General features: G+C 51.6%; 22 protein-coding genes and 1 rRNA gene. 6 read left to right on the top strand and 17 right to left on the bottom strand.

All coding sequences use genetic code 11. The features are described 5' to 3' along the window. Window positions 1-20: 20 nt before the first annotated feature. Together OGV50_RS10930 and OGV50_RS10925 are read right to left on the bottom strand one after the other, a co-directional pair. Window positions 21-1562, bottom strand: a 16S ribosomal RNA gene (locus OGV50_RS10930). Between the two features lie 155 nt (window positions 1563-1717). After that, a complete protein-coding gene (locus OGV50_RS10925) occupies window positions 1718-2032 on the bottom strand; it encodes a hypothetical protein (protein ID WP_286488538.1) in 315 nt (104 codons plus the stop codon). Between OGV50_RS10925 and OGV50_RS10920 the strand changes: the two genes are divergently transcribed. Further along, window positions 2031-2585 carry a gamma carbonic anhydrase family protein gene (locus OGV50_RS10920; protein ID WP_012135410.1) on the top strand — a complete coding sequence of 185 codons (555 nt, stop codon included), beginning with the start codon at window positions 2031-2033 and terminating at the stop codon, window positions 2583-2585. The two genes, OGV50_RS10925 and OGV50_RS10920, sit on opposite strands and share 2 nt — an antisense overlap. Here OGV50_RS10920 and OGV50_RS10915 read toward each other — a convergent pair. Genes OGV50_RS10915 through dprA form a run of 6 tightly spaced genes read right to left on the bottom strand, consistent with a single transcriptional unit; the run spans window position 2561 to window position 6353 of the window. Further along, a complete protein-coding gene (locus OGV50_RS10915; RefSeq protein WP_200093353.1) occupies window positions 2561-2818 on the bottom strand; it encodes a DUF1488 family protein in 258 nt (85 codons plus the stop codon). The genes OGV50_RS10920 and OGV50_RS10915 overlap by 25 nt on opposite strands. Further along, on the bottom strand, window positions 2815-3633 hold the full coding sequence (gene aroE / locus OGV50_RS10910) for a shikimate dehydrogenase (protein WP_200003701.1): 819 nt from the start codon (window positions 3631-3633) through the stop codon (window positions 2815-2817). The genes OGV50_RS10915 and aroE overlap by 4 nt, the downstream gene beginning before the upstream one ends. Window positions 3634-3637: 4 nt before the next feature. Then, window positions 3638-4210, bottom strand: coding sequence for an L-threonylcarbamoyladenylate synthase type 1 TsaC (gene tsaC, locus OGV50_RS10905; protein WP_024130998.1), 573 nt, complete (start codon window positions 4208-4210; stop codon window positions 3638-3640). Then, window positions 4203-4757: a DNA topoisomerase family protein gene (locus OGV50_RS10900; protein WP_012135414.1), complete on the bottom strand. Its 555-nt coding sequence runs from the start codon at window positions 4755-4757 to the stop codon at window positions 4203-4205. Before OGV50_RS10900 ends, tsaC begins: the two co-directional genes overlap by 8 nt. 26 nt (window positions 4758-4783) lie before the next feature. Continuing rightward, on the bottom strand, window positions 4784-5257 hold the full coding sequence (gene smg, locus OGV50_RS10895; protein ID WP_024130999.1) for a DUF494 family protein Smg: 474 nt from the start codon (window positions 5255-5257) through the stop codon (window positions 4784-4786). Then, a complete protein-coding gene (gene dprA, locus OGV50_RS10890) occupies window positions 5229-6353 on the bottom strand; it encodes a DNA-protecting protein DprA (protein ID WP_200093357.1) in 1125 nt (374 codons plus the stop codon). The genes smg and dprA overlap by 29 nt, the downstream gene beginning before the upstream one ends. A 129-nt stretch (window positions 6354-6482) precedes the next feature. On the opposite strand from dprA, the gene def reads away from it, so the two are divergent. From def to mscL, 5 genes are all read left to right on the top strand, one after another. Next, window positions 6483-6992 (top strand): peptide deformylase, encoded by a 510-nt coding sequence (gene def, locus OGV50_RS10885; protein WP_012135417.1) that lies wholly within the window; start codon window positions 6483-6485, stop codon window positions 6990-6992. A 14-nt stretch (window positions 6993-7006) separates the two neighbouring features. Further along, window positions 7007-7954 carry a methionyl-tRNA formyltransferase gene (gene fmt / locus OGV50_RS10880; RefSeq protein WP_024131001.1) on the top strand — a complete coding sequence of 316 codons (948 nt, stop codon included), beginning with the start codon at window positions 7007-7009 and terminating at the stop codon, window positions 7952-7954. A 52-nt stretch (window positions 7955-8006) separates the two neighbouring features. After that, window positions 8007-9293, top strand: coding sequence for a 16S rRNA (cytosine(967)-C(5))-methyltransferase RsmB (gene rsmB / locus OGV50_RS10875; RefSeq protein ID WP_200093359.1), 1287 nt, complete (start codon window positions 8007-8009; stop codon window positions 9291-9293). Window positions 9294-9314: 21 nt separating this feature from the next. Further along, window positions 9315-10691 (top strand): Trk system potassium transporter TrkA, encoded by a 1377-nt coding sequence (gene trkA, locus OGV50_RS10870; RefSeq protein WP_012135420.1) that lies wholly within the window; start codon window positions 9315-9317, stop codon window positions 10689-10691. A 141-nt stretch (window positions 10692-10832) separates the two neighbouring features. Next, complete coding sequence (mscL, locus tag OGV50_RS10865; RefSeq protein WP_012135421.1) at window positions 10833-11243, top strand: large-conductance mechanosensitive channel protein MscL; 411 nt, start codon at window positions 10833-10835, stop codon at window positions 11241-11243. Here the strand turns inward: mscL and arfA are convergent. The 9 genes from arfA to rpmJ all read right to left on the bottom strand — a co-directional run bounded on the left by arfA (window position 11240) and on the right by rpmJ (window position 15550). Then, complete coding sequence (gene arfA, locus OGV50_RS10860; RefSeq protein ID WP_012135422.1) at window positions 11240-11458, bottom strand: alternative ribosome-rescue factor ArfA; 219 nt, start codon at window positions 11456-11458, stop codon at window positions 11240-11242. The genes mscL and arfA overlap by 4 nt on opposite strands. A gap of 57 nt (window positions 11459-11515) precedes the next feature. Then, on the bottom strand, window positions 11516-11941 hold the full coding sequence (gene zntR / locus OGV50_RS10855) for a Zn(2+)-responsive transcriptional regulator (protein WP_200093361.1): 426 nt from the start codon (window positions 11939-11941) through the stop codon (window positions 11516-11518). A gap of 10 nt (window positions 11942-11951) precedes the next feature. Next, window positions 11952-12320 carry a DnaJ family domain-containing protein gene (locus OGV50_RS10850; protein ID WP_200093363.1) on the bottom strand — a complete coding sequence of 123 codons (369 nt, stop codon included), beginning with the start codon at window positions 12318-12320 and terminating at the stop codon, window positions 11952-11954. A gap of 108 nt (window positions 12321-12428) precedes the next feature. Continuing rightward, entirely contained in the window at window positions 12429-12815 is a 387-nt protein-coding gene (rplQ, locus tag OGV50_RS10845) for a 50S ribosomal protein L17 (RefSeq protein WP_001216372.1), read from the bottom strand. Window positions 12816-12855: 40 nt separating this feature from the next. Beyond that, window positions 12856-13845 carry a DNA-directed RNA polymerase subunit alpha gene (locus OGV50_RS10840; RefSeq protein ID WP_001162094.1) on the bottom strand — a complete coding sequence of 330 codons (990 nt, stop codon included), beginning with the start codon at window positions 13843-13845 and terminating at the stop codon, window positions 12856-12858. A 25-nt stretch (window positions 13846-13870) separates the two neighbouring features. After that, complete coding sequence (rpsD, locus tag OGV50_RS10835; protein WP_000135224.1) at window positions 13871-14491, bottom strand: 30S ribosomal protein S4; 621 nt, start codon at window positions 14489-14491, stop codon at window positions 13871-13873. Between the two features lie 33 nt (window positions 14492-14524). Further along, window positions 14525-14914, bottom strand: a complete 390-nt coding sequence (gene rpsK, locus OGV50_RS10830) for a 30S ribosomal protein S11 (RefSeq protein ID WP_001029684.1) — start codon at window positions 14912-14914, stop codon at window positions 14525-14527. Between the two features lie 16 nt (window positions 14915-14930). Then, entirely contained in the window at window positions 14931-15287 is a 357-nt protein-coding gene (gene rpsM / locus OGV50_RS10825; RefSeq protein WP_000090780.1) for a 30S ribosomal protein S13, read from the bottom strand. Window positions 15288-15433: 146 nt separating this feature from the next. Continuing rightward, window positions 15434-15550 (bottom strand): 50S ribosomal protein L36, encoded by a 117-nt coding sequence (gene rpmJ, locus OGV50_RS10820; RefSeq protein ID WP_000868187.1) that lies wholly within the window; start codon window positions 15548-15550, stop codon window positions 15434-15436. Between the last annotated feature and the right edge of the window lie 20 nt (window positions 15551-15570).

The following is a 15570-nucleotide window of genomic DNA, read 5'->3' as shown; positions in this document are numbered from 1 at the left end:
CAAAGGCAGGTTCTTTAAGGTAAGGAGGTGATCCAACCGCAGGTTCCCCTACGGTTACCTTGTTACGACTTCACCCCAGTCATGAATCACAAAGTGGTAAGCGCCCTCCCGAAGGTTAAGCTACCTACTTCTTTTGCAACCCACTCCCATGGTGTGACGGGCGGTGTGTACAAGGCCCGGGAACGTATTCACCGTGGCATTCTGATCCACGATTACTAGCGATTCCGACTTCATGGAGTCGAGTTGCAGACTCCAATCCGGACTACGACATACTTTATGAGGTCCGCTTGCTCTCGCGAGGTCGCTTCTCTTTGTATATGCCATTGTAGCACGTGTGTAGCCCTGGTCGTAAGGGCCATGATGACTTGACGTCATCCCCACCTTCCTCCAGTTTATCACTGGCAGTCTCCTTTGAGTTCCCGGCCTAACCGCTGGCAACAAAGGATAAGGGTTGCGCTCGTTGCGGGACTTAACCCAACATTTCACAACACGAGCTGACGACAGCCATGCAGCACCTGTCTCACGGTTCCCGAAGGCACATTCTCATCTCTGAAAACTTCCGTGGATGTCAAGACCAGGTAAGGTTCTTCGCGTTGCATCGAATTAAACCACATGCTCCACCGCTTGTGCGGGCCCCCGTCAATTCATTTGAGTTTTAACCTTGCGGCCGTACTCCCCAGGCGGTCGACTTAACGCGTTAGCTCCGGAAGCCACGCCTCAAGGGCACAACCTCCAAGTCGACATCGTTTACGGCGTGGACTACCAGGGTATCTAATCCTGTTTGCTCCCCACGCTTTCGCACCTGAGCGTCAGTCTTCGTCCAGGGGGCCGCCTTCGCCACCGGTATTCCTCCAGATCTCTACGCATTTCACCGCTACACCTGGAATTCTACCCCCCTCTACGAGACTCAAGCCTGCCAGTATCAGATGCAGTTCCCAGGTTGAGCCCGGGGATTTCACATCTGACTTAACAGACCGCCTGCGTGCGCTTTACGCCCAGTAATTCCGATTAACGCTTGCACCCTCCGTATTACCGCGGCTGCTGGCACGGAGTTAGCCGGTGCTTCTTCTGCGGGTAACGTCAATTGCTGTGGTTATTAACCACAACACCTTCCTCCCCGCTGAAAGTACTTTACAACCCGAAGGCCTTCTTCATACACGCGGCATGGCTGCATCAGGCTTGCGCCCATTGTGCAATATTCCCCACTGCTGCCTCCCGTAGGAGTCTGGACCGTGTCTCAGTTCCAGTGTGGCTGGTCATCCTCTCAGACCAGCTAGGGATCGTCGCCTTGGTGAGCCGTTACCCCACCAACAAGCTAATCCCATCTGGGCACATCTGATGGCAAGAGGCCCGAAGGTCCCCCTCTTTGGTCTTGCGACGTTATGCGGTATTAGCTACCGTTTCCAGTAGTTATCCCCCTCCATCAGGCAGTTTCCCAGACATTACTCACCCGTCCGCCACTCGTCAGCAAAGCAGCAAGCTGCTTCCTGTTACCGTTCGACTTGCATGTGTTAGGCCTGCCGCCAGCGTTCAATCTGAGCCATGATCAAACTCTTCAATTTAAGTTTGATGCTCGTGAATTAAACTTCGTAATGAATTACGTGTTCACTCAGAGACTTGGTATTCATTTATTGTCCGAAGACATTAAGAATCCATGTCACTTTGAGTGCCCACACAGATTGTCTGATAAATTGTTAAAGAGCAGTTGCGACGCGCTTTAGCGCTCTGTCGCGAGGTGGCGTATATTACGCTTTCCTCTTTCAGAGTCAACCCTGAATTTCAGGATTTTTCTCTTCGTTGTTCCGACCACCTTGTGAAGCGTTTCACTTTGTCGTCTCAACGGAGGCGCATTATAGGGATCCCATTTTTTTGCACAAGCGTTTTTTGGATCTTTTTTGCTGAATGCCTGTTTTTTACCCCTTTCGCTACATTCCTGCGCAATTTGGCTGATTTTTGATAGCTGAAACACTTGCGTAGCGCCAATAATCCAACCAAAGTCTTCATTACTGTTCTCTTTCGTTGAGGTAAACATGTCTGACGTATTACGTCCTTATAAGGATCTTTTCCCACAGATCGGGCAACGCGTGATGATCGATTCCAGTAGCGTCGTCATTGGTGATGTTCGTCTGGCTGATGACGTCGGGATCTGGCCGCTGGTCGTCATTCGTGGCGATGTGAACTATGTAGAGATTGGCGCCCGCTCAAATATCCAGGACGGCAGCGTGCTGCATGTGACGCACAAATCCACCACTAACCCGCAAGGTAATCCGCTTATTGTGGGTGAAGATGTCACTGTCGGGCATAAAGTCATGCTCCACGGCTGCACTATCGGCAACCGGGTTCTGGTTGGCATGGGGTCCATTCTGCTGGATGGCGCGGTAATAGAAGATGACGTCATGATCGGCGCTGGCAGCCTGGTGCCGCAAAACAAGCGCCTGGAAAGCGGCTATCTGTATCTGGGGAGCCCGGTGAAGCAGATCCGTCCGCTAAGTGATGAAGAGAAAGCCGGGCTACAGTACTCCGCAAATAACTATGTGAAATGGAAAGATGAATACCTGAGTCAGGACAGCCAGACCCAACCCTGATCGTCTTCTTGCTGGGACTGGATCAACGCTTCCGCTTCTTCTTCCAGATCCCAGCGATGTTCACAAAAGTCTGCCAGCCACCGTTCTGGCGCATCGCCGCCAAAGCGATGCGCCAGCGTGGTTCCCTTGATAGCACACATTAACTGCATCCCATTCACCAGTGCGGGAAAGCTAACGGCCTCAAGGTCCGCGTCCCACTCTTCTCTGTCAGGAAACTGAATAGCCTGGTTCATGCCGACAGTTCCTGCTTCAGCGTTGCAATAACAGGTTCCACGTCAGGCAACACGCCATGCCAGAGAAACACAGCATGCGCGGCTTGCCCCACCAGCATCCCCAAACCATCGGCATACCGTTTTGCCCCTTGCTCCGCACACCAGGCAAGGAACGGCGTATTTCCCTTTTGATAAAACATATCGTAGCAACAGACAGCAGGATGAATGAGCGATGACGGGATCGCGGGAATATCACCGCTAATTCCACTGGATGTCGCATTGATGATCAGATCGAATTCATGGCCTTCCAGCGCATCAAGACGAAGGGCCTGAACACTGCCGGTATGAGCGAAGATTTGCGCCAGTTCTTCAGCACGGGAAGCGGTTCGGTTCGCGATAGTAACCGCACAATCCATTGATAGCAGCGGTAACAGTACGCCCCTGGAAGCCCCCCCCGCCCCAATCAGCAGGATGCGTAGCCCCGGACGAATGAAAGACAAACGTTCAAGATCGCTCAACAGACCGATACCGTCAGTGTTATCCCCCAGCAAGCGACCATCATCAAGGCGTTTCAGGGTATTCACCGCCCCGGCAAGCGCCGCACGCTCCGTCAGTTCATCTGCGCGTGCAAACGCTTCCTCTTTAAAAGGAACGGTAACGTTCGCCCCTTTCCCTCCTTGCGCAAAGAAGGCGTTAAGGGTATTCACGAAATCATCAACCGGCGCCAGAACACGCCCATAGAGATGATCTATCTTCAGTTGCTGCGCAAACTGCTGATGAATAAATGGCGACTTGCTGTGCGCAATCGGGTTACCAAAAACAGCATAGGTTTCCATCGTATTACCCCTGTCGAAACAGCTCGCCCGTCAGGGCATCACGAATTTCAGAAGGATTCAGGCGTCCTCCCGTTTCACCCTCAACAACGGGGAAATCCGCGCCAAACTGCGCCCGTACTTCTTCGACCGTGCGGCAGGGAGGCAACCCTGTCAAATTCGCACTGGTGGAAACTAACGGTTTGCCATAAGCCTGGCACAATGAGACCACCAGCGGGTGATCCGTAACGCGAACCGCCAGCGAATCAAAACGTCCCGTCAACCAGCGCGGCGTTGTCGCCGGTGCAGGAAAAACAAACGTCACCGGGCCTGGCCAGCACGCAAAGATCGCTTCTCGTTGCGTATCTGTCAGCATGCTGTCATCAATATATGGCTTAAGCTGCTCAAAATTTGCCGCAATTAAAATGAGGCCTTTCTCAACCGGGCGCTGCTTCAATTCCAGTAAGCGGTTGACCGCCGTTTCACTATCAGGATCGCACCCGACACCGAAAACAGCTTCTGTGGGATACGCGATGACACATTCTTTATGCAGTACCGCTACCGCTGCCGCGATAGCGTCTGTGGGCAGGTTATTATTCACTTTGTTGTTCCGCCGGAACCGGCTTTCCACATTGTTTACTGGCGCAAAAGTGCTTCACACCCTGCGCGGTTTTCTTTTCGATGAGTAGCGGATAGTGACATTCAGGACACTCTCCGGCTATCGGTTTGAAGTTAATGACAAACTGACATTCAGGATAGCGATCGCAGGAATGAAAGGTTTTACCATAACGGGAACGCCGTTGAACCAGATGACCTTTTTGGCACTGAGGGCAGGTAATGGCAGTTTCGTCTGGTTTGTCGATCAGTTCGGTATGGCCACACGCGGGGTAGTCACTGCAACCGATAAACATGCCGAACCGCCCCTGCCGCAATACCAACTCCGCACCACATGCCGGGCAAAACTTCCCCTCCAGAACTTTGACGATATGTCCGTCTGCTGACGATTTCAGCGGACGGACATAATCACATTCTGGATAGTGTGAGCAGCCGAGAAAAGGACCATGTTTCCCGGAGCGAATAACAAGTTCAGCCCCGCACTGTGGGCAGGGCTCATTTTTATGCACCGTAAACAGTGCTGATTTAGCCATAACAACTCATGCTGAATGAAGGTCGATTAATGCAGCATACCTTCATTCACTTCAAAGAGTAATTCTTCCATTTGCTGATACGCATTTTCACAACCCGGAATGTTAAATAAAACCATCAGGATCACCCACTTCAGGTCTTCCAGATCGAATTCTGCGGTATCCAGCGCGAGCACGCGTTCAATCACCATTTCTCGCGTTTCGAGGTTTAGCACCTGAATCTGCTCGAGGAATAACAGAAACCCCCGACAGCTGGCATCCAGTCGATTGCACTCCTCTGCCGTGTAAATACGTACGGAGAGCGGATCGGAAGCCAGTTGCATAGGTTCGGCGAGGCCTTCCTGATAATCAGCAAGCTTTTCCAGCCACAGTAGCGCGTTGTAGATGTCTTCACGGTCAAAGCCAGCGTCGGTAAGATCCCGTTCCAGTTTGTCCTGATCCACACGCAATTCAGCTTCGTTATGGATGTAAGTCTCAAACAAATACATTAGTACGTCGAACATGGCTTGCCCTCCTTAATCGGACATAGCCGCCGGGTACAGCTGCGATCCATCCTGCTAACTCCAGTTCGAGTAGCTGAGCCACTACCTCTGGCACAGGTTGGCCGGCACGTTCAGCGACGACGTCAACAGGTGTTACCTCATCTCCTACGTTAGCCAGGAGCATAGGAAATGGCAATGCTGCGACTTCCTGATCTGGTGAATAAAGTGAATTTTCGGCCTCATCTGGCAGCCAATGTAAGCCGTATTGCAAATTTTCCAGAATATCCTCTGGCGCCGTCACAAGAGTGGCGCCCTGTTTGATCAACCAATGCGGCCCTTCACTGCCAGGGCTGCCTATCGGCCCTGGCAAGGCAAAGACATCCCTCCCTTGCTCCAGCGCACAGCGCGCGGTAACCAAAGAACCGCTTCGTAGTGCCGCTTCAACCACCAGCACGCCTTTGCTCAGACCGCTAATGATGCGGTTTCGTCGGGGAAAATGGTGCGGTAAAGGGAGCGTCGCTAATGGAAACTCCGACACCAGCGCGCCACCGACGTCTATCAGCCCCTCAGCCAGCCGGGTATGTCGTCGGGGATGGATACTTCCCAGACCGTTGCCCAGCACAGCCACGCTTTTCCCGTTCGCGTTTAAGGCGGCTTTATGCGCAACGCCATCAACTCCTCTCGCCAGCCCGCTGGTAATCGTCACCCCTTTTACGGCAAGACTTTCACAGAACAAGCGCCCCCATCGCTCGCCATACCAGGAAGGTGTCCGGCTTCCTACGACGCCAAGCTGGAAGTTCTGGAGACATTCTGGATCACCCGCAACAAAAAAAGCGCCGGGATAATCTGCAATCGCATTCAACTGTGCCGGATAACGCGCGCTGCCGGCCAGAATCAAATGGTGATGAGGTTGCTCAAGCCAGTGCTGCGCGTCATCCAGCACTTTTTGCGGGACGGTTAAAAAGCGTTCCGCTTGTCGGGACGTTAACCCTGCGTTCTGAAGTAAAGTCTTATCAATCTGACGCTGTTGTATGAGCAAATTCGCAATGCTCAACATTGCATCGCCATACAATTCACTCACATGCATCAAACGTAACCAAATTTCGGTACGGGTCATCCTTATTCCCCTGCCACAAGCTGTCCTGGCAATCTTTGCGATTGGTCACTGATGCTGTCAATCGGAGGGGGTTTTGTCTAGAATAGAGGTAATAATCTTTCCAACTCCTGAACACAACTCTGGATAATTATGGCAGTTTTGCAAGTGTTACATATTCCGGACGAGCGTCTTCGCAAAGTCGCAAAACCGGTAGAAGAAGTGAATGCAGAAATTCAGCGTATCGTCGATGATATGTTCGAAACGATGTATGCAGAAGAAGGTATTGGCCTGGCGGCAACGCAGGTCGATATTCATCAACGTATCATCGTGATTGATGTTTCGGAAAACCGCGACGAGCGTCTGGTGTTAATCAACCCGGAACTGCTGGAAAAAAGCGGTGAGACGGGGATTGAAGAAGGCTGTCTGTCTATTCCAGAACAGCGAGCTTTAGTGCCGCGTGCGGAGAAAGTGAAAATTCGCGCACTCGACCGCGACGGTAAATCTTTTGAGCTGGAAGCAGACGGTCTGTTGGCTATCTGTATTCAGCACGAGATGGATCACCTGGTCGGTAAACTGTTTATCGATTATCTGTCGCCGCTGAAGCAACAACGTATTCGTCAGAAAGTTGAGAAACTCGACCGCCTGAACGCCCGAGCTTAAGGACAAGAATCAACGTGTCAGACTCACTACGTATTATTTTTGCGGGTACACCTGACTTTGCAGCGCGTCATCTTGACGCGCTGTTGTCTTCTGGACACAACATCGTTGGCGTGTTTACCCAACCCGACCGCCCGGCTGGACGCGGTAAAAAGCTGATGCCCAGCCCGGTGAAAGTGCTGGCGGAAGAGAAAGGAATAGCGGTTTTTCAGCCCGCCTCCTTGCGCCCACAAGAAAACCAGCATTTAGTCGCGGACTTACACGCTGACGTAATGGTCGTGGTGGCGTATGGCCTGATTCTGCCAAAAGCGGTGCTTGATATGCCGCGACTCGGCTGCATCAACGTTCACGGTTCCCTGCTCCCGCGCTGGCGTGGCGCAGCGCCGATCCAACGTTCACTTTGGGCTGGTGATGCCGAAACGGGCGTAACCATCATGCAAATGGATGTGGGTCTGGATACTGGCGATATGCTCTATAAACTTGCCTGTCCAATCACCGAGAAAGACACCAGCGGCACGCTGTATGACAAGCTGGCGGATCTTGGCCCACAGGGGCTGATTGAAACGCTGAAACAGTTAGAAAACGGTACCGCGAAGCCAGAAGTACAGGACAACGCCCTGGCCACTCACGCTGAGAAACTCAGCAAAGAAGAGGCGCGTATGGACTGGTCTCTCTCTGCCGCACAGCTTGAACGCTGCATCCGCGCCTTTAATCCCTGGCCAATGAGCTGGATGGAAATTGACGGTCAGCCGGTAAAAGTGTGGCAGGCGTCAGTGATAGAGCGCGTAACGCAAGCGGAACCGGGCACCATTCTTGACGCGACTAAACAAGGTATTCAGGTTGCAACCGGCAACGGCATCCTGAACCTGCTCTCCCTTCAACCCGCAGGTAAGAAGGCAATGAGCGCGCAGGATCTTTTAAATTCACGTCGGGAATGGTTTATTCCTGGCAACCGTCTGGCCTGACGGTCACGTCTTACTACGCCCGGTGTTACCGGGCATTTTTATTTTTGCGGTTATGAAAAAACAAAATTTACGCAGTCTGGCGGCACAGGCCGTTGAGCAGGTCGTTGAGCAAGGGCAATCCTTAAGTAATGTCCTGCCACCACTACAGCAAAAAGTCTCCGATAAAGACAAAGCGCTGCTTCAGGAGCTGTGCTTTGGCGTGTTGCGCACCCTTTCGCAGCTGGAGTGGCTGATTAATAAATTAATGTCTCGTCCGATGACCGGTAAGCAACGCACCGTGCATTACCTGATCATGGTAGGGTTTTACCAGCTATTGCACACACGAATTCCACCACATGCGGCCCTCGCAGAAACGGTTGAAGGTGCTGTTGCTATTAAGCGCCCACAGCTTAAGGGGCTGATCAATGGCGTTTTGCGTCAGTTTCAGCGTCAGCAGGAGGCGTTGCTGGCTGAGTTTGCGACCAGCGAGGCACGTTTTCTGCATCCGTCCTGGCTGCTAAAGCGCCTGCAAAAATCCTATCCCACCCAATGGGAAGCGATTGTCGAAGCCAACAACCAACGTCCTCCAATGTGGCTACGCGTGAACCGTACACATCATTCACGCGACAGCTGGCTCGCGTTATTGCAGGACGCAGGAATGAACGGTTTTCCCCACTCGGCCTATCCTGACGCCCTACGTCTTGAGTCTCCGGCGCCGGTTCATGCCTTACCCGGCTTTGAAGAGGGTTGGGTAACGGTTCAGGATGCTGCCGCGCAAGGCTGTGTTAGCTTCCTCGCCCCACAAAACGGCGAGCAAATCCTGGATTTGTGCGCCGCACCGGGGGGTAAAACAACGCATATACTCGAAGCCGCGCCTGAAGCGCAGGTGTTGGCTGTCGATGTCGACGAACAGCGTCTTTCACGCGTTTACGATAACCTTAAACGTCTGGGGATGAAGGCAACCGTCAAACAGGGTGATGGTCGATATCCCGCGCAATGGTGTGGCGAGCAGAAATTTGACCGTATTCTGCTGGATGCGCCTTGTTCAGCCACCGGCGTCATTCGTCGTCACCCGGATATCAAATGGCTACGCCGCGATCGTGATATTGCTGAACTGGCAAAATTACAGTCGGAAATTCTGGATGCCATATGGCCACATTTAAAGTCAGGCGGAACACTGGTCTACGCGACCTGTTCTGTCCTGCCGGAAGAGAATAGCCAACAGATTCAGGCCTTTTTACAGCGCACCCCGGACGCCACCCTGACCGGCACCGGAACCCCCGCTCAACCGGGCGTGCAAAATCTGCCAGGTGCGGAAGAAGGTGACGGCTTCTTTTACGCTAAGCTAATCAAAAAGTGATGAGATAACGGGTCGCGACTGATGAAAATTATCATTCTGGGCGCAGGGCAGGTCGGCGGCACGCTGGCTGAAAACCTGGTCGGAGAGAACAACGACATCACGGTGGTCGATATCAATGGCGAACGCCTGCGTAGTTTACAGGACAAGTTCGATCTCCGCGTCGTGCAAGGGCATGGCTCTCACCCCCGCGTACTGCGTGAAGCGGGTGCAGACGATGCGGATATGCTGGTCGCCGTGACCAGTTCCGATGAAACGAATATGGTCGCCTGCCAGGTGGCCTATTCACTCTTCAATACGCCAAATCGTATCGCCCGTATCCGCTCGCCAGATTATGTCCGCGATGCGGATAAACTCTTCCACTCTGAAGCCGTCCCCATCGACCATCTTATTGCGCCAGAGCAACTGGTCATCGATAACATTTATCGCCTGATCGAATATCCCGGCGCATTGCAGGTCGTTAATTTCGCCGAAGGTAAAGTCAGTCTTGCGGTAGTGAAAGCCTATTATGGCGGGCCGCTGATCGGGAACGCGTTATCCACGATGCGTGAGCATATGCCGCATATTGATACCCGCGTCGCCGCGATATTCCGTCATGACCGCCCCATTCGCCCCCAGGGTTCGACTATTGTAGAAGCAGGCGATGAAGTCTTTTTTATTGCCGCATCGCAGCATATCCGCGCGGTAATGAGCGAGCTGCAACGTCTGGAGAAACCCTATAAGCGTATTATGTTAGTCGGCGGGGGAAATATCGGTGCCGGTCTCGCGCGTCGTCTGGAAAAAGATTACAGCGTCAAACTGATCGAGCGCGATCAACAGCGGGCCTCCGAACTTGCCGAAAAACTGCAAAATACGATCGTCTTTTTTGGCGATGCGTCGGATCAGGAACTGCTGGCTGAAGAGCATATTGATCAGGTTGATCTGTTTATTGCAGTCACCAACGATGATGAAGCCAACATTATGTCGGCAATGCTGGCCAAACGGATGGGTGCGAAGAAAGTAATGGTGCTCATTCAACGTCGCGCCTATGTGGATCTCGTCCAGGGGAGCGTCATTGATATTGCCATTTCACCACAGCAGGCCACGATCTCCGCGTTACTCAGCCATGTGCGTAAAGCCGATATTGTGGGAGTGTCATCGCTACGTCGTGGTGTAGCAGAAGCAATTGAAGCCGTTGCCCACGGTGATGAAAGTACATCTCGCGTCGTAGGCCGCGCCATTGATGAAATTAAACTTCCACCAGGAACAATAATTGGCGCTGTGGTTCGCGGTAACGATGTAATGATTGCCAATGACAATTTGCGCATTGAACAAGGCGATCATGTGATTATGTTCCTGACGGATAAAAAGTTTATTACCGACGTCGAACGCTTATTCCAGCCAAGTCCTTTCTTCCTGTAATTATTTGGGCGCTAATGCAGCGCCCTCTTTAATTCCCCTGTTTTATCAGGGCCTAATAAATGCTCCTTTAAACAATCCATAAATGGAAAATGCCTTAACATTTGTTAAACTTATAAACGTCTGTTGCATAGGGAGAATAAAATGAGCTTTATTAAAGAGTTTCGCGAATTCGCGATGCGCGGGAATGTTGTTGATTTGGCAGTGGGTGTGATTATTGGTGCGGCATTCGGGAAGATCGTTTCTTCTCTGGTTGCTGATATCATTATGCCGCCGCTGGGATTGTTAATTGGCGGGATCGATTTTAAACAGTTTGCCTTTACGCTACGCGAAGCGCAGGGAGATATCCCGGCAGTCGTGATGCATTACGGTGTGTTTATTCAGAACGTCTTTGATTTTGTTATTGTGGCGTTTGCTATCTTCATGGCTATCAAACTGATCAACAAACTGAATCGTAAGAAAGAAGAACCGACGGAAGCGCCAGCGCCGACAACGGAAGAAGTATTGCTTTCTGAGATCCGCGATCTTCTGAAAGAACAAAACAACCGTTCTTAACAAGCCTTAATAAGCAGAAAGCCAGTGGTAAAAAAGTGATTCACTTTCTTGCCACTGGCCTCCCAGTTACCCCGATTGCCATGTTTGCCTTTACGCAGATAACTTCCTTTCCCTTTCTTATTTTTTTCAACACGTTGTCTGAAAAGCGGATCGTGCAGTAATGCCTCAATGGCGTTGTCTTTTATCTGCCCTTTCGTATGCTGATAACGACTCATAATAACTCCAGTTTGTATGGTTTAACGGCGCGAGTGTAGGCTCATCAGGTCAATAAATCAACACTCCGGCTTTACTCCGCTGGCGCCTTGTTCCAGTGCTTCCAGAATTGAACAATAGACGCTGCTGTGTGCCGTTCCACAGCAGGCATCGTTCAGCCTCTGCAATGAACGCTGCATACTCTGTAATTCCGCAATTCGTGATTCGACCTCTTTCAGCCTTTCCTGCACGATTCCTTTCGACTCCTGGCAGGTATGGTGTTCAGGATCGACACGGATCGACAACAGTTCCCGGATCGACTCAAGCGTAAAGCCCAACTGCCGGGCATAGCGGATAAACTTAAGGCGCTGAAGATCGTTTTCCGTGTAGAGTCGGAAACCACCTTCCGTACGCACTTCATGCTCCATCATCTGCTGCTTTTCATAGTAGCGGATGGTATCAGGCGTCACTTCTGCCAGCTTTGCCAGTTCACCAATACGATACATATAAGCTCCGTTAGTCATCATTAATCTTATGCAGCAATTTATCTGCATATTCACCGCGTAAAAACCCGGTACTCAGCCCCGCCTGTCGTAGTTTTAGTTCAAGGAGCGATAAACGACGGCTCACTTCCTGATACCGTGGATCGTCCTGACGAATACCTTTAAGTAGATCCAGTAGCTGAATGGCTTCTTTACGCTGTTCAAGCTCCGGGGGAAGGCAACCGGCATTTTTGAGTAAACGGTAGCCAGTCCGTAATTCAGGCGGCACATGTGAGTCATCATCCAGGGCCAGCGGCTCACCGCTGCCGGGCAGATTATCAAACTCACCTTTAATCTGTGCATCGGTAATATGGCGCTCTGCCCACTGGTCCAGTAACCACATACAACAACTCCAGGGGATGAACAAAAAGAGTACAGATATTGTAGATAAGTGGGGATACGGCGGATATAAAAAAACCCGCCGGAGCGGGTTTTTTTACGTTACTACAGATTACTCTGCAGCAGCTTCTGCTTTCGACTCAGAACGATCAACCAGCTCGATGTATGCCATCGGCGCGTTGTCGCCTGCACGGAAGCCACACTTCAGAATGCGAGTGTAACCACCGGCGCGGCTCGCGAAACGCGGGCCCAGTTCGTTAAACAGTTTTGCCACGATCTCGTTATCACGAGTACGGGCGAATGCCAGACGACGATTAGCTACGCTATCAGTCTTGGCAAGAGTAATCAGCGGCTCAACTACGCGACGCAGCTCTTTCGCTTTAGGCAGGGTCGTCTTGATGATCTCATGACGAACCAGTGAACCTGCCATGTTGCGGAACATAGCCTGGCGATGGCTGCTGTTGCGGTTCAGTTGACGACCACTCTTACGATGGCGCATGACCTTATCCTTCTCAGTAAAACCTTAACCTGTGATCCGGTTACTCGTCAGCGATGCTTGCCGGTGGCCAGTTTTCCAGGCGCATGCCCAGAGACAGTCCACGGGAAGCCAGCACGTCTTTAATCTCAGTAAGAGATTTTTTACCCAGGTTAGGCGTCTTAAGGAGCTCAACCTCGGTACGCTGTACCAGATCACCGATATAGTGGATAGCTTCTGCTTTAAGGCAGTTAGCAGAGCGGACAGTCAATTCCAGATCGTCAACAGGGCGCAGCAGGATCGGATCGAATTCTGGTTTCTCTTCTTTCACTTCCGGCTGACGTACATCACGTAAGTCAACGAAAGCTTCCAGTTGTTCAGCCAGAATGGTTGCCGCACGACGAATCGCCTCTTCAGGATCGATTGTGCCGTTGGTTTCCATTTCGATGACCAGCTTGTCCAGGTCGGTACGCTGTTCTACACGCGCTGCTTCAACATTGTAGGCAATACGCTCTACAGGGCTGTAGCATGCGTCGACCAGCAGACGGCCGATTGGGCGCTCATCTTCTTCCGAATGAATTCGGGTAGAAGCCGGCACATAACCACGACCGCGCTGAACTTTGATACGCATGCTAATAGACGCGTTCTCATCGGTCAGGTGGCAGATCACGTGCTGCGGCTTGACGATTTCGACATCCCCGTCATGGGTAATGTCGGCTGCAGTCACAGGGCCAATGCCAGATTTATTCAAGGTAAGAATAACTTCATCTTTACCCTGAACTCTCACCGCCAGCCCTTTCAGGTTGAGCAGGATTTCCAGGATGTCTTCCTGAACGCCTTCTTTGGTGCTGTACTCATGTAGTACACCATCAATCTCAACCTCGGTCACCGCGCAACCCGGCATCGATGAGAGCAGAATACGGCGCAGTGCGTTACCCAGAGTATGGCCAAAGCCACGCTCTAAAGGCTCAAGGGTCACCTTGGCGTGCGTCGAACTCACTTGCTCGATATCTACCAGGCGCGGTTTTAGAAACTCTGTCACAGAACCCTGCATTGTGTCCTCTCTTTGGTACTAAGCTTTACTTGGAGTAAAGCTCGACGATCAGGTGTTCGTTAATGTCCGCAGACAGATCAGAACGCTCAGGCTTACGCTTAAACGTACCTTCCATCTTGCCAGCATCAACTTCCAGCCAGGTTGGCTTTTCACGCTGCTCAGCCAGCTCCAGAGCGGCTTTCACGCGAGACTGCTTCTTCGCTTTCTCACGAATGCTAACAACGTCATTCGGACTAACCTGATAAGAAGCGATGTTAACAACACGACCGTTTACCATAATTGCTTTATGGCTAACCAGCTGGCGTGCTTCTGCACGAGTGGCGCCGAAGCCCATACGGTATACAACGTTGTCCAGACGACCTTCCAGCAGAGCCAACAGGTTTTCACCGGTGTTGCCTTTCAGACGCGCTGCTTCTTTGTAGTAGTTACGGAACTGACGCTCCAGCACACCATAGATACGGCGAACTTTTTGCTTTTCACGCAACTGCACACCATAGTCAGACAGACGCGGTTTACGCGCACCGTGCTGGCCAGGAGCTTGTTCAATTTTACACTTGGTATCGATCGCGCGAACGCCAGACTTAAGGAATAAGTCGGTGCCCTCACGACGGCTCAGCTTGAGCTTAGGACCCAAATATCTTGCCATTTTCTTTCTCCAACAAACCTGGAAAACGAAGCGTTATACGCGACGTTTTTTCGGCGGACGACAACCGTTATGAGGGATCGGAGTCACATCAGTAATATTAGTGATGCGGAAACCAGCGGCGTTCAGTGCACGAATGGTAGATTCGCGACCTGGACCCGGACCTTTAACCATAACTTCCAGATTCTTGATACCGTATTCTTTTACGGCGTCAGCGCAACGCTCTGCTGCAACCTGAGCTGCAAACGGAGTGGATTTGCGAGAACCACGGAAACCGGAACCACCGGCTGTTGCCCAACCCAGCGCGTTACCCTGACGATCAGTGATAGTCACGATGGTGTTGTTGAAAGAAGCATGGATATGAGCCACGCCGTCAGAGACTTGTTTTCTTACACGTTTACGTGCACGAATTGGTGCCTTTGCCATTATTCAATCACCCCGATTATTTCTTGATCGGTTTGCGCGGACCCTTACGGGTACGTGCGTTGGTCTTGGTACGCTGACCGCGAACCGGGAGACCACGACGATGACGCAAACCGCGATAGCAACCAAGATCCATCAGGCGCTTGATGCTCATGCTGATTTCACGGCGCAGATCACCTTCAACGACAAATTTGGCAACTTCGTCACGCAGCGTGTCGATTTGTTCTTCAGACAGCTCACTGATCTTAACATTTTCAGCGATACCCGCTGCAGCCAGAATGGCTTTAGAACGGGTCTTACCGACGCCGTAGATCGAAGTTAACGCGATCACAGCATGTTTCTGATCAGGAATGTTAATGCCTGCTATACGGGCCACTATGCACTCCTACTATTTAATATGTACGCACCATGCTGAAAAGCCCGTTTTCAGGATACTCAAATGGAAACGTACAGACATACAAAAGATTGGCTGGCTAATCTAGCCAGCTCAACCCAACTTTGCAAGAAAAATATGCGAATAAATCAGCCTTGGCGCTGTTTATGCTTCGGCTCGGCACTGCAAATCACGCGGATGACGCCATCACGCTTAACGATTTTGCAGTTACGGCATAATTTCTTGACGGAAGCACGAACTTTCATTTTTACTCTCCGTAACTTCT

It is taken from the genome of Citrobacter sp. CK180 (assembly GCF_030333655.1).
Taxonomy (GTDB): Bacteria; Pseudomonadota; Gammaproteobacteria; order Enterobacterales; family Enterobacteriaceae; genus Citrobacter_B; species Citrobacter_B koseri.
This window is presented reverse-complemented; position numbering and strand designations above follow the sequence as displayed.

Coding starts and splice junctions, on each gene's coding strand:
- trkA (WP_012135420.1), top strand. CDS start 9,315: ATGAAAATTATCATTCTGGGCGCAGGGCAGGTCGGCGGCACGCTGGCT.
- OGV50_RS10925 (WP_286488538.1), bottom strand. CDS start 2,032: ATGTTTACCTCAACGAAAGAGAACAGTAATGAAGACTTTGGTTGGATT.
- OGV50_RS10850 (WP_200093363.1), bottom strand. CDS start 12,320: ATGTGGTTACTGGACCAGTGGGCAGAGCGCCATATTACCGATGCACAG.
- smg (WP_024130999.1), bottom strand. CDS start 5,257: ATGTTCGACGTACTAATGTATTTGTTTGAGACTTACATCCATAACGAA.
- dprA (WP_200093357.1), bottom strand. CDS start 6,353: ATGACCCGTACCGAAATTTGGTTACGTTTGATGCATGTGAGTGAATTG.
- OGV50_RS10900 (WP_012135414.1), bottom strand. CDS start 4,757: ATGGCTAAATCAGCACTGTTTACGGTGCATAAAAATGAGCCCTGCCCA.
- OGV50_RS10915 (WP_200093353.1), bottom strand. CDS start 2,818: ATGAACCAGGCTATTCAGTTTCCTGACAGAGAAGAGTGGGACGCGGAC.
- def (WP_012135417.1), top strand. CDS start 6,483: ATGGCAGTTTTGCAAGTGTTACATATTCCGGACGAGCGTCTTCGCAAA.
- rpsD (WP_000135224.1), bottom strand. CDS start 14,491: ATGGCAAGATATTTGGGTCCTAAGCTCAAGCTGAGCCGTCGTGAGGGC.
- rpmJ (WP_000868187.1), bottom strand. CDS start 15,550: ATGAAAGTTCGTGCTTCCGTCAAGAAATTATGCCGTAACTGCAAAATC.
- arfA (WP_012135422.1), bottom strand. CDS start 11,458: ATGAGTCGTTATCAGCATACGAAAGGGCAGATAAAAGACAACGCCATT.
- rpsK (WP_001029684.1), bottom strand. CDS start 14,914: ATGGCAAAGGCACCAATTCGTGCACGTAAACGTGTAAGAAAACAAGTC.
- aroE (WP_200003701.1), bottom strand. CDS start 3,633: ATGGAAACCTATGCTGTTTTTGGTAACCCGATTGCGCACAGCAAGTCG.
- OGV50_RS10920 (WP_012135410.1), top strand. CDS start 2,031: ATGTCTGACGTATTACGTCCTTATAAGGATCTTTTCCCACAGATCGGG.
- rsmB (WP_200093359.1), top strand. CDS start 8,007: ATGAAAAAACAAAATTTACGCAGTCTGGCGGCACAGGCCGTTGAGCAG.
- rplQ (WP_001216372.1), bottom strand. CDS start 12,815: ATGCGCCATCGTAAGAGTGGTCGTCAACTGAACCGCAACAGCAGCCAT.
- mscL (WP_012135421.1), top strand. CDS start 10,833: ATGAGCTTTATTAAAGAGTTTCGCGAATTCGCGATGCGCGGGAATGTT.
- zntR (WP_200093361.1), bottom strand. CDS start 11,941: ATGTATCGTATTGGTGAACTGGCAAAGCTGGCAGAAGTGACGCCTGAT.
- OGV50_RS10840 (WP_001162094.1), bottom strand. CDS start 13,845: ATGCAGGGTTCTGTGACAGAGTTTCTAAAACCGCGCCTGGTAGATATC.